We start from the raw sequence: 12,471 nt of genomic DNA, 5'->3' as shown, positions 1-12,471 counted from the left end.
GGCGGACCTCCGCAACCGCAGCTCATTAACCTGGCGATGCTGTGAAGGCAGCTAGATCAACTGCAGCGACGCTGCCGGAATACCGAACATTCGGTGGAACGTCCGGCTGAAGTGGGCCGAGTCCGCAAAGCCGGCCTCGTGTGCGGCCACTGTGAGGGATGTCCCAGCGGAGATCCGCTCGACCGCGAGCATGAGCCGCCGCCAGAGCAGATAGGTCCGAAAGGGCAGGCCGACCTCGGCGGCGAAGAGGTGGCTGAAGCGGCTCTCCGACAGACAAGCGATGGCTGCGGCCTCGGCAAGCCCAACACCCTCACTTATGCGCGACGTGAGCCAGTCGAGAGTGCGCGCGATCCGCAGATCGAGGGTGCTCGCCGGAAGGACCTCGCCAACAGCCTCCTGCACGAGGGACCTGCCCAGGGCTTCGACAACTCCGTCATCGGACTGCGCATCGATCCAGAGATCCGCAAGCTTGGTTGGTGCATGCCCGAGCCGGGCGTCCAACTTGGCCACCAATGCACCCGCCATCCCCTGCATCAGCGCCTGGCCGGCTCGGCTTTCGGGCTCCACGAAGAGCAGCGCGACCTTACCCTCCGGCTCGAACGCATGGGGTACATCCGGAGCGATGACGACGACGGGGCCATCCATCCGCCCATCCCCGGTCCGTATACAAAAGCGGCCGCCCGCGGAGAGAGTGATCTGAATGGCATGGTGGGCGTGCAGACGGGTCGACGCTTGGCCGTCGGGCGCGGGCGGCACGTCGAACGCCCAGAGGCTGGCGCCCTCCCACAACACGATCCGGCCGCGCCCCACGATCCGCATGTGTTCTGTTCTCAGCTCCCTTACCGTGCGTACCTCAAGTTATGCGGAACAGTGCGAGAAGTCAGCAGCTTCGTTCAAGCGCCGCGTCCGTCGTCGGCGCATAGCTGGCGCGCTTTCACGCTGCGCCGCAATGGACCGGAAAGGAACCGACGACCATGCTGACCCTCACCTCACGCCGTATGCTTCTGTTCGGCATCTCCGCACTTGTTCTCGCTGCCGGCATCGCTGCCGCCGGCGCAATGATGCGCTCCGTTCCCGACAACCTTGATCTCGCACTTGAGAAGCCGACTGCAGCGGGTCTTTACAAGGCCGCCATTGCGCCGGAGGCTGCCTCTATCGTGGTCGGGTCGATGCATGCCTGGACGGCGACTGTCCGAACCCCATCCGGCTCTCCCGTGAAGGCGGCCAGGATCGGGATCAACGGCGGCATGCCCCGGCATGGCCACGGCCTGCCGACATCCCCACAGGTGACCAGGAGCCTTGGCGACGGCCGCTACCTGATCGAGGGCATGAAGTTCAACATGCGCGGCTGGTGGACGCTCGACCTCGCCATCGACGGCCCCAAGGGACCTGACACCGTCACCTTCAACCTAGTGCTCTGAGGAGGCCGCGATGCGCACGGCGGCCGCCATCATCCCATCCATCCTGCTCGGTGCCGGCCTTCTGGCAGCCGGGCTGCATGCCGCCTCCGCGCCTGGCGCGCGGTGGACGGAGGAGGAGCGCGCGACCATCCAGTCTCTCTCGCTTGAGGCCCTGCCGCCGCTGCCGGAGGACCCGTCGAACAAGGTCGCCGACGATCCCAGAGCGGCGGAGCTCGGACGCGCCCTGTTCTTCGACACCCGGCTGAGCGTCAACGGCGAGGTTGCCTGTGCGAGCTGCCACTTGCCCGAGCGCCAGTTCCAGGACGACGTGCCGCTGGCGCGCGGCGTCGGCACAACCGCCCGGCGCACGATGCCGATTGCCGGCATGGCCCGCAGCCCGTTCCTGTTTTGGGATGGCCGCAAGGACAGCCTGTGGTCGCAAGCGTTGGGACCACTGGAGAGCGCCGTCGAGCATGGCGGCAGCCGCACCCAGTACGCCCATGTCGTCGCCGCGCATTACCGCACTTCCTACGAGGCCGTGTTCGGGCCGCTCCCTAAGGTGAACCAACTGCCGGTCCAAGCCGGTCCTGTCGATGATCCGGAGTCCACCAGAGCCTGGGCGGCGATGCCGGAAATCGACCGCGAGGCGGTGAACCAGGTGTTCGCCAACATCGGCAAGGCCATTGCGGCCTACGAGCGCACGATCCAGCCGGCGCCGACACGGTTCGATGCCTATGCGTCTGCTCTCGGCTCCGGCGGTGCTGGGAACCTCACCGACGACGAGATTGCCGGGCTGCGCCTGTTCGTCGGTAAGGGCCAGTGCGTCAACTGCCACAACGGCCCGCTGCTGACCGACAACCACTTTCACAACACGGGCGTGCCGGCAGCAGCCGGGCTGCCAGAGGATCAGGGCCGGGCATTCGGCGCGAAGCTGGTGCGGGAGGACCCGTTCAATTGCCTTGGCAAGTACAGCGACGCGGGCGAGGGCGACTGCTCCGAGCTGCGGTTCATGGTGACGGACGGGCATGAGTTGCTGCGCGCCTTTAAGACCCCATCGCTGCGGGGAGCCGCCGGGCGCCCACCGTACATGCACGCCGGCCAGATCGCGACGCTGGCTGAAGTGGTGGCGCACTACAGCGCCGCGCCAGAGGCTCCGGCCGGGCACAGCGAGCTTCGTCCCATCAACCTGAGCGAGATGGAGCGGCGGCAGCTGATCGCGTTCCTCGCAACCCTGAACCCGAAACCGGACAGCGCGGGCAGCAAAGGCTTCTGAACGCCATCCAAGAGGCCGCAGCAGCCCGACGACAGACCGGGTTCCAACCAGTGACCGGCAATAAGGGGCCGGGATGATGATACCCTTCGACGTCGTCCGATGAATCGGACAAGGAGCATGGTTATGAACGACAGAACATTCAGCCCGCGTACGTCGCTGCGCCTTTCGGCATGGCTGCTGCTCGTGGGACAACTCCTGTACATCGTGGTCACCCAGTTTCACGCCGGTGGGGACGCCAATAACCATCCCGCCATCTTCGCTGAATATGCCGGCAACGGGATCTGGACGGCCGTGCACCTCAGCCAGTTCGCGAGCATGGCGATCCTGCTCGCGGGGCTGCTCGCTCTGTTCTTCGCTCTGGACGTTCAGGCTGGAACGGCGAGATGGGCGGGTCGATTCGGTGCCGCTTCGACGGCGGCGACGCTGGCGCTGTACGGCGTCCTCCAGGCGGTGGACGGGGTCGCCCTCAAGCAGGCCGTGAACGCGTGGGCGAGCGCCCCGGATGCCGAGAAGGCGGCGCGCTTTGCGAGCGCCGAGGCAATCCGCTGGCTTGAGTGGGGGGTGAGGAGCTACCAGGACTTCGCGCTGGGCCTCGCTTTGCTCCTGTTCGCAGTCGCTGTGGTGCGGACGGCTTGGGTCCCGCGACCGATAGCCTACCTGATGGGCCTCTCCGGCCTCACCTACCTGGTGCAGGGCTGGGTGGTCGGCTCCGAGGGCTTCTCGTCAACGCAGTCGATTGCAATCGTGCTGGCCTGGGTCCTGAGTCTGGTGTGGATGATCTGGCTGGTAGTCGTCGCTTGGCGCATGCAGGGCTCGGAGCTAACCTGTAAAGGCGGGGGTCTCCCCGCCGCCATCTAGCTATCCTGCGGCGGATTCTCGGTGGGGCCCGATCCCGACCACTCATGTTGGTGAGGTGAGAAAGGTCTCCTCCTGGCACAAGGCTGACGTTGCTCAAACTTCTGCAAAGCAGCAAAGAGCGGACCTTCACCCGTGTGTCGGCCCTTGCCATTGCTGGTCCAAGATTGCTGGTCCAAGTCCGATCGCGCCAATCAAGTTCGAGGAAGCAAGCTGCCGAGCCGAACGGTTTGCAGAAAACGTGGTGCAACGACCAGGGCAGCTGCCGCAATGCATGGCGCATCACTTCCCAAGGATCGAGCATCCCATCGTTGATTGTGCCTATCTCCTTGATCTCACCGGAGCGGCCGCTTACCGGTACCAGATGTCGACCGGAGCACTACGGACTCGCAAGACGCGAGGACTGGCGGGTCGGAAGGCATTGATGAGAGACAGGTCGCTTGCCATATCGCGAGCCTTCACCGTGAGGAGCTCACTGGTGACGATGCCGCAGCCCAGTTCACGCGTGACACCCTGGAGGCGGCTGGCCGTGTTGACGGTGTCGCCCACGCCCGCGAAGGCCGTCGTGCGCTCCGAGCCGACGTCACCTATGACGACCGGAACGTAGTGGATGCCGATCCCGATAGAGGCTTGGCCGTCGCGCGAACGCTCGTCGTCCCACTTCTCGACCTCGGCCGGCATCGCTTCGGTGCAGGCGAGGGCCCGTGGGTTGTCATGGCGCCTGAGGACCTCGACATGCTCGAGCGCAATCGCCTTCACGTCCGCGCCTGCCCGGTCCCGGTCCCGCCACAGGGCGACGAGTTCCGCGATTTGCTCGACGGAGAAGCCCAGGTCGCGGGCACGGCGAATGAAACCGAGCGTGGCGACGTCGCTTCCTGAATACATCCGGTACCCGGCCTCGGTCCGGACGGTCTTAGGGACCAGCCCGGTAGACTCGTAGGAGCGGATCATCTTGGCCGAGACGCCCGAGGCTTCCGCCGCCTGTCCGATGTTCATGGTCTGCCTCCATCATCAACCTGGCAAAGGTGCTAGGCCTTCCAATCCTGGGAAGGTCGAGCGGCCGGGCTGTGGATGGGCAGCCGGTCGTAAGTCTCGCAACGGGAACGGGTGCGGTTATGATCCTGGTATGCGAGCACCAGACTTGATTCCCGCTGTCATTCGCAGCTCCGCGATCGAGCGCCCTCTCGGGCGCGGCGAGATGCTGTTCCGTCGGGATGATCGGCCCCACGGTCTCTATTACCTGGAGCAAGGGGAGGTTCGCCTGACCCGCACGGATGTGGATGGTCGCGAGATTATCCTGTTCCGCGCCCTGCCGGGCGACACCTTCGCGGAGGCCTCGCTCTTCTCCGAGACGTACCATTGCGATGCGGTGGCCAGCGTCCCCAGCATCGTGCGCCTCTATCCCAAGGCGGCCGTGCTCGCCGCCTTCGCCGCAGATCCGGCCATCGCCGAAGCCTTCATGGCCAGCCTAGCGCGTCAGGTGATGACCCTGCGGACGCGGCTGGAGAACAGAAACCTGCGCACGGCCCGCGAGCGCGTTCTCCATCACCTGGGCCTCCAGGCCAGCGGCATCGATCGCATCGTTCGAGTTGACGGTGATCTCAAGACCATGGCGTCGGAGCTGGGGCTCACGCACGAGAGCCTGTATCGCACGCTCGCCACCCTTGAGGCCGAGGGCGTGATCACGCGGACCAAGAAAGAAATCAGGCTGTCGGCTCCGCCTGTATGATCGCGGTCATACGGGCACGGCAGGACGCGGGCTATCATGCGTGCATCAGCAACCGTGGAGTGTCCGATGCCCCTGACCCATACCACAGGCCTTGCCCTGCTTCTTGCAATGCCATTCGTTCCTGCCATGGCCCGACACCAGCATGTCCCGCCGATGTCACCCTATGCAGGGCATGAGAAACGGGCGGTGAAGGCGCTTTCGGACGAGCAGATCGCGGACCTGCGGGCTGGACGAGGCATCGGATACGCGCTTACGGCCGAGTTGAACGGATATCCCGGGCCGAGGCACGTCCTCGAGCTGGCGGGGCAGCTCGGGCTGACTGAGGCTCAGCGGCGCCGGATGCAGGAACTGTTCGATGCCATGAAGGCTGAGACGATCCCGATCGGCGAGCGACTGATCGCCCAGGAGACTGCGCTGGATCGCGAGTTCTCCAGACGTACCGTCACGACCGCGAGCATCACTACGGCGGCGGCCGCGATCGGCGCCGCGCAGGCGGAGCTTCGGGCGGCTCACCTGCGGTACCATCTCGCCGCCGTCGGGATCATGACGCCAGAGCAGGTTCGGCGGTACGGGGAATTGCGCGGCTACTTACGAGGCAAATAGGAGATCACAGCGGAGCGTTGCGCCCGGGATGTCGGGAAGGTTCGAAAGTGGCACGAAGCAGAAGTAAGCCGAACTTCAGGAATGCAGCGGTGAGCAGACGTTCACAAGGCACAGCGGAGCTTAGGTGGTGATTGGAAAGAAAGGATTGCGACAGTACCCGACGTGGAGCATCGCGATCTTAGGGCTGCGGCGCTTCGACACGACTTTGTTCGCCGTCAGGAACGTACTCGTTCCGCCTCTTTCGCACGATTTGAGTTCGCCACTCACATTCACCATCTAGGGCAATAGCACCGTGAAAAGTCGCTATGAGTGTTTTTGCTTGGAAACAGCGAGGCAGCGTTTCCTGCCACCTGTCAGATAAAACAGGCGGTGCAATAGATTCTCTACTGGCCGCGGTACAGCAATCAGATCGTTAGCTCATTCTTCGATTGACTGCCAGGCTTTGCTCAGGCACCATTTCGATGCTGTCCAACGGCGTTTGCTGAAGGAGCCGCCCTGATGAGATTACCATGGGCATTTGCAGCACTCTTTCTCGCCGCATCTCCTAGCTTAGCGACTACTGTACTTGCGCTGAAGTTCGAGGAGATGATCCGAATGGCCGACGGTGTAGTGCTCGGTACCGTCGAACGGGTTATCTCAAGGCGAGACGAGCGCAACGATATCGCCACGTACGTGACGTTGGCCAACCTCGAGTCGCTGACGGGGAGCTATCAGGAAAGATCACTGACGCTACGCTTCTCTGGTGGTGCGGTCGGGAATGAGATCGTCGAAGTCGAGGGCAGCCCGCGCTTTCGCGAGGGGGAACGGGTTATCCTGTTCGTCGACGGAAACGGTCAGCAGCTTGTGCCAATCTTGGGCTGGAGCCAAGGTGTGTTCCGTGTGGTTCGCGACCCGCGGGGCGGTCCGGAAGTCATCAGCGATAGTGTCGGAAACCGCGTCTTCGGGATTAGAGATGGCCAAGTGATCAAGGAGCGCCGCGTCGCCTCAGAGATAGAGCTCTTTGGTGAGCGGCCAAGCGGCATCAACGAGTCTGCGCCACCGCAGGGCGGTTTCGGACGAACTGAGGATGGCGAACAGATCGGCCTCCCCGCTCCATCAAGAGACCAGCGTGGGACACAAGCAGAGAGTGATACGAGGGCATTGGCAGAAGCTGGGGAAGTGATGCGACTTGACCAGTTTGCGGCCGAGGTGCGCCGGATCGCTGCAATGGCTGGCGTAAGGGGCGAACCAATTCGCTCTATCCAGGAGGGCCAAGCGGCCGCCCTCGATGACAAAGATGGAACACCCAAGGACACGACAACCGCCGAGCCAACTCGACAGGCTCCACCGGAGCGTGGTGAGTTCCCACGCCCGATTGAGAGGGAAACAAGCAGAGATCCCAATCTCAGATAGCGATGTCGCTGCTCGCAGATTGTTCCGGACCGAGTGTCATCAGGCGCTGGAGGTGACAAGCTATGACTAGGAGAGCAAGCCACAGAATGATGCTATCCCTCAAAGGGATCGCGACAGGTCTTCTGACGATGCTCGCCGTCTCACACGCCGAGGCTTACACCTACCGTACCTGCGGGGGGCACACCATCCGCTGGAACAGGCAGTGGGACAACAGGTGGATCAGTACGACTTCGTTCCCGGCTGGAAGTGTATGGGACGCACGTTACCAGAATGCCATGTGGCACTGGAACAACGTCAAGAGATCCGCTTTCGACTTCTTTGTCATGCGGGATACCGATGGAACACACAATCAATGGAACGGCCGCAGCGAGGTTTATCTCGACAACAGTCTCTCACTGCCAACCCTGGCTGTTACTATCGTGAGATATCACTGCTTCTGGTTCTTCGGGTGGCATTACGAGCTCGATGAAACCGATATGGGCTTCAATAACAACGTCACCTGGAATCTCAATCCGCTTGACTACAGTAACCTCGGCTTACCTTTCAGCTTCGAAGGCGTGGCGTTGCATGAGTTAGGACATGCTCTGGGTCTCAACCACGAGGACCGCTGGCTCGCCACACTGAACTCGAATTATCCCGCGGCCGGAACGATGGGTCATTGGCGGGAGTGGGATCCGACTGGCGATGACCGTGAGGGCGCGCGCTTCATGTATCCCGACCGCACATCGGAGGTCGACATAGCCGGATCTGTCTTCACTAGCATCGGTGGTGGTAGTTCAGCTCTGGTTACGAGCCCTGTATCAGCGGCGCGAGGATCGACAATCAGGATCCAGTTCACGTTCAGCAATCTGAGCACTTCCACCCAAACCTTCGATATCGGCTTCTATCTTTCCTCCAACGATTTCATCAGCAAGTTCGATCGCCTCCTCGGCACGAATTCTGGGGCTTGGGGCAATCCAGGCTTTACCGGGAGTTTCTTTCGCTCACTGACTATTCCGGCCGATGTGGCGCCCGGGCAGTACTGGCTTGGTTTCATTGTCGACAACGCAGAGGGCGTGGGTGAAGCAAACGAAGTGAACAACAACATGGAAATGCCTCGTCCCATTCAGATCAATTGAACAGGACGACGCCGATCTAGTCGGCAGTCGGTGATTTGATGAGAACGTCACGACAGGTGAGGGGAGTGAGCACGAACCGGCCTACCCGCGGGGCCGGGAAGATGAACAGACTATTCTCGGCAAAAGCGTAGACCATGCCGCTCGGTCCAATAGCCGGTGGCGATTGCCCTCCGGCTTTCCAACTGAAGCGAGCCATCTCCGCCAGGGAACGCGCGTCAAGTGTCACAAGACTTGAGACCGTGGAGACAAATAAGTGGGTGCAGGATGCTGCAACTGGTGCGATCGTTTCCGCCCCAAGACCGACACTTCCGATTACTGTTCGATTTGGCGAAGTGCTCACCGCCCGAACGGTTCCGTCACGAGCGACTGAAATAATGCGCCCATCATTCGTCAAGGCTGGCGTTGCCCTCGCCCGCGGGATGACCACCTCCGTCCAGTTCTGGGGGCTTGGGCCACCAGACAGAAGCCATCCTTCATCCCCGTAGTTCGCTGAGATAACGGAATGGCCACTCTGCAGCAATGTCGGCGACGACATCCGAATTTGACCAGTGGCTAAGTGCTTGCGAAAGAGCTCGGTAAACCCACCGGTTGGAGAAAAGTTGTAGCCAATGAGATGTTGGTTATTATCCGCAACGACAACCACCGGATTGGGATCTCTAGACACACCGACGCTGGGGAGAGGCGTTTCCGCCTCCACGGGAAGTTCGTTCGCGCCAGGGATCGGAACGGTGGGTGTCAAACCGAACAGGTCGTTGAGGCTGTAGCAGAATATGTAAAGGCACCACCAGTGCAAATCGCTGTCGCCAGTCACGTCGCCCAGCGTAACCTGCGTCACGAGTTGGTCGAACATGAGACTGCCGTCGTGCGAAAAGGCCAGAAGGTGCAGTTCGGTGGTGCTGAATGCCCGGTAAATTGCCGGGATCATCACGAATTCAGCGCCTTCGGAGCGCCAGAGCATAGGTGCCGCGGAGGTTGTTCCAGTGCCGTATTGTTCCGGATGGTGAGCCGGAAAGGATGTCACGGAGAGCAGAGTACCGGCCGGGCTGAAGCGGATTAGTCGCGAGTCATAGCGCAGTACAGTCTCGCCGCCACGATGATCGCGGGCAACCTGCCCGCCGACCACGTAAATTGTACCGTCTGTTCCGACCGCCGGCGAAGCCTGAAATGTAAGGATTGCAGGCGGCGATCCTGTCCATTTCAGATCACCGTGCGGAGTAAAAGCGTGAAGCTTGCCGCCACTAGTGGCTAGATAGACGGTACCATCGGACGCAAAGACCGGTCCTGAACCAGGGGCGATTTGGCCCAAGCCTTCAATTTTGCGGATGGGAAGATCGGCAGGCTTCGTGCGAACATCCACGAAGCCGGTGTTCGCCGAGTCCGCATGGGCTTGGTTCCAAACTTGCGCAGTTTGAGCTCTGACTTGAGCCGAACAGGCAACAATCGCGAGGGCTGCCATGGCCAGCGTCCATGCCGCTGCCCGATGCCTAAGATCGCATGCGATGTTTCGTGCATTGCGGCAAAGGCCAACCATGCTTCACCCCCGTAAACTGAGTGTGTGCAGGCTCTCGCCAGTATACGCTTGTCAGGCGCTACCGTCGATGCAATTCATGAGCGCTTCATCGCAGCAATCCGCAGAGTACCTCTAAAGATTTTGTCTCAAAAATCCTGTCACGTTAAGGCTGTATGAATTAAGGCCAATTCGACTGGCCCAGTGGCTAAGCAGCGAGGCAGGCCGCGTTTCTCCATTCCGCCATGCCTTTGAGGCGGTGATGGAAGGACTCGCATGGTCCGCTCCCGCCAGCGCAAGGGCAGAGGAGAACCTACGCTCAGTCGTTGAGGCTTTTGTTCGACCGGTCTTCGCCCGCTGGCACGATCCAGCGGCGGCAACGCGCGGAAAGCCCGCTTGTTGGATAGAAGCGGAGCTTCCCAGAAGTCGGCCAACTTCCGGGTTTGACCCGGATCGGGGTGCTGGCTTCTGCATTTGGGGGCGTAGGTTGTCGGCACAACTTAGATGCGGAGGTCAAGCGAGCAGCAGGATGGAACTCGACAAATCCTTCTGTCTCCCTCAGAAGCAGATATTCAACGCGCTGTGCGAGATCCAAATGGCCCATCACCACCTTGCCGCATCCCCTGAGACTTGCCATTGGGGCTACTTCGACGCCCAACAGCCATCTGTCTTGACAATCCGCAGTGGCGATCGAGTCACCATCGACACTGTTAGTGGCGGCCCCGATGTTCTGCCGACACAAGACTTTCATGTGCCACCTGAGCTTCTTGCCATCCACGCGGCTGAATCGGGACTGCCCTTCGGTCCACATATTCTGACCGGCCCTGTTGCTGTCGAAGAAGCAGCATCTGGCGATGTGTTGGAGATCCGAATATTGGACGTAAAGCTCCGCCAGGATTGGGGCTATAACTTCAGTGGCCCGCTTGCCGGCACGTTACGGGACGACTTCGCAGCCCATCACCTCATGCACATTCCCCTTGATCAGGATCGTCTGGTCGCGCGTCTCCCTTGGGGCCTCGAGCTTCCGCTACGCCCCTTCTTCGGGGTGATGGGCGTGGCACCGCCGCCAGCGTGGAAACGGTGCACATCGGTCGTCCCACGCGCATTCGGCGGCAATCTGGACAATAAGGAACTAACTCCCGGCACAACGTTGTTCCTTCCAGTCTTCGTAGCCGGTGCCCTGTTCTCCTGCGGTGATGGTCATGCCGCGCAAGGGGATGGTGAAGTTAACGACACGGCTATCGAGACTGCATTGTCCGGCACGTTCGAAATCCTAGTCCGCAAGGATCTGCGCTATACCTATCCGTGTGCCGAAACGCCGACCCACGTCCTGACGTTTGGCATGGATCCAGATCTTGACAGATGTGTCGAGAGGGCGCTGCGAAACATGATCGCCCTTATTGTGGAGTGCTGTGGCATTTCCCGCGAGGATGCCTATGCGCTGTGCAGTATTGCAGCCGATCTGCGGGTGACACAGATGGTCAATCAGCACAAGGGCGTGCACTGCATGCTGGAAAAGCGGTTCCTGAAGAGGTGAAGCGGCACCATGTAAGCAGTGCGATCATCGCGCCTGCGGCGCCCACTCGTGGGCCGGTCTGACAACATGAAGTCAATCAATTGTCCATTCTTGTCGACTGCACGGAAGAGATACTTCTAGCGCCCGCCGACCCGGACATATGTCCCGTCTACACGCCATGAGCCGGAACGGAAACCCTGATATGAGCGGACTCACTTCTCGATCTCCGGGGCGTAGCGCTGGACGCAACGGAAGAAGGTGCTTGAACAGAGACAACTGAGCGGCTTCCTGATAGGCCGTCCCTCCTTGTCCCACCAAGGTAAATGCAACGAAGTCCTTCAGGGTCTTGAATAAACCGAGGAGTTAGGTTGGCTGGACTTGCCTAACTAGGCAGCAATTTCATATCTCACCCCTCTCCGCCCTGAAGTGAGTCTTGGTCTGAAATGTCGGGTTCGGACTGCTTCCTTCGGATGCTGTCTATGACAGACCGAAGCTCACGGCGGAGGCGTTCCAGATCGCGCTGTAATTGCTCAATCCGTTCGACCAGTGCGGCATCAGTCGAGGTCGCAGGGACATCACTCTTTGTCCAACCCTGATGATCCCGAATGATAGCCTCCAACTCCGTGAGCAAAGTCTGGCCGACGCCCGGTGCTGTGAGCCACCTTCGGGGTGGGATGCTCGCCACTTCCTGAAGGGTAGGATGGCGCCCCTGAAACTCGGCCAAGATTGCCGACCTCAAGCGACTGGAACAACGCTCTAGCGGAAAGGGGTCGCTTGGCTGCATCGGGCTCCATCACAGGTGAGTGAACGAGAACTCAACTGTAGCACTAAACCGTAGCCGTAGTAGGATTGCTATCCTGTTTATCCATGACCGTAGCCTGAAGGTTGGCCTAGCTGCGCCGAGGTACGACAAAAGGGTCTTGCCGAGGCTTCAGAAACGGTTTGGGCATGTCACGTCAACGGGGAATACTGCCCTATACTCGTCAGAAAAAATCTCGCGCCGACGGAAATCTGCGGATCCGTCGCAAACTCCTTGTTGTAGAGCTTCATCTGCCGCTCTCCCGGTTCACGGACGGAG

At 61.0% G+C, this 12,471-nt stretch carries 11 protein-coding genes and 1 pseudogene; 8 read left to right on the top strand and 4 right to left on the bottom strand.

What is annotated here, in order from left to right:
• Positions 1–51: 51 nt before the first annotated feature.
• Complete coding sequence (locus AA309_RS25585; protein ID WP_047191843.1) at positions 52–819, bottom strand: AraC family transcriptional regulator; 768 nt, start codon at positions 817–819, stop codon at positions 52–54.
• Between the two features lie 155 nt (positions 820–974).
• Between AA309_RS25585 and AA309_RS25580 the strand changes: the two genes are divergently transcribed.
• The 3 genes from AA309_RS25580 to AA309_RS25570 all read left to right on the top strand — a co-directional run bounded on the left by AA309_RS25580 (position 975) and on the right by AA309_RS25570 (position 3,531).
• Entirely contained in the window at positions 975–1,421 is a 447-nt protein-coding gene (locus AA309_RS25580) for a FixH family protein (RefSeq protein WP_200902052.1), read from the top strand.
• Between the two features lie 10 nt (positions 1,422–1,431).
• A complete protein-coding gene (locus AA309_RS25575; protein WP_052954999.1) occupies positions 1,432–2,673 on the top strand; it encodes a cytochrome-c peroxidase in 1,242 nt (413 codons plus the stop codon).
• 123 nt (positions 2,674–2,796) lie between these two features.
• Entirely contained in the window at positions 2,797–3,531 is a 735-nt protein-coding gene (locus AA309_RS25570) for a DUF4386 family protein (RefSeq protein ID WP_047191842.1), read from the top strand.
• A gap of 348 nt (positions 3,532–3,879) precedes the next feature.
• On the opposite strand, the gene AA309_RS37875 is transcribed toward AA309_RS25570, so the two are convergent.
• Together AA309_RS37875 and AA309_RS37870 are read right to left on the bottom strand one after the other, a co-directional pair.
• Entirely contained in the window at positions 3,880–4,209 is a 330-nt protein-coding gene (locus AA309_RS37875; protein WP_244470497.1) for an adenylate/guanylate cyclase domain-containing protein, read from the bottom strand.
• Positions 4,210–4,245: 36 nt separating this feature from the next.
• Positions 4,246–4,524 (bottom strand): annotated as a pseudogene (locus AA309_RS37870) (MerR family transcriptional regulator); the annotation flags it as partial.
• A gap of 130 nt (positions 4,525–4,654) precedes the next feature.
• Here AA309_RS37870 and AA309_RS25560 point away from each other — a divergent pair.
• From AA309_RS25560 to AA309_RS25545, 4 genes are all read left to right on the top strand, one after another.
• A complete protein-coding gene (locus AA309_RS25560; protein ID WP_047191841.1) occupies positions 4,655–5,257 on the top strand; it encodes a Crp/Fnr family transcriptional regulator in 603 nt (200 codons plus the stop codon).
• A gap of 66 nt (positions 5,258–5,323) precedes the next feature.
• Positions 5,324–5,860 (top strand): periplasmic heavy metal sensor, encoded by a 537-nt coding sequence (locus tag AA309_RS25555; RefSeq protein ID WP_052954998.1) that lies wholly within the window; start codon positions 5,324–5,326, stop codon positions 5,858–5,860.
• A gap of 594 nt (positions 5,861–6,454) precedes the next feature.
• Positions 6,455–7,252, top strand: a complete 798-nt coding sequence (locus tag AA309_RS25550) for a hypothetical protein (protein ID WP_150117758.1) — start codon at positions 6,455–6,457, stop codon at positions 7,250–7,252.
• 86 nt (positions 7,253–7,338) lie between these two features.
• On the top strand, positions 7,339–8,370 hold the full coding sequence (locus AA309_RS25545) for a matrixin family metalloprotease (RefSeq protein ID WP_160310546.1): 1,032 nt from the start codon (positions 7,339–7,341) through the stop codon (positions 8,368–8,370).
• A gap of 16 nt (positions 8,371–8,386) precedes the next feature.
• On the opposite strand, the gene AA309_RS25540 is transcribed toward AA309_RS25545, so the two are convergent.
• Positions 8,387–9,826 (bottom strand): PQQ-binding-like beta-propeller repeat protein, encoded by a 1,440-nt coding sequence (locus tag AA309_RS25540; RefSeq protein ID WP_150117756.1) that lies wholly within the window; start codon positions 9,824–9,826, stop codon positions 8,387–8,389.
• A gap of 646 nt (positions 9,827–10,472) precedes the next feature.
• Here AA309_RS25540 and AA309_RS25535 point away from each other — a divergent pair.
• Positions 10,473–11,414 carry an acetamidase/formamidase family protein gene (locus AA309_RS25535; RefSeq protein ID WP_047191870.1) on the top strand — a complete coding sequence of 314 codons (942 nt, stop codon included), beginning with the start codon at positions 10,473–10,475 and terminating at the stop codon, positions 11,412–11,414.
• Positions 11,415–12,471: the final 1,057 nt, after the last annotated feature.

The sequence above is a fragment of the Microvirga vignae genome (genome assembly GCF_001017175.1).
GTDB classification, from domain to species: domain Bacteria; phylum Pseudomonadota; class Alphaproteobacteria; order Rhizobiales; family Beijerinckiaceae; genus Microvirga; species Microvirga vignae.
Note: the sequence above shows the minus strand (reverse complement) of the source record. Positions and strands in the feature narration are given on the sequence as shown.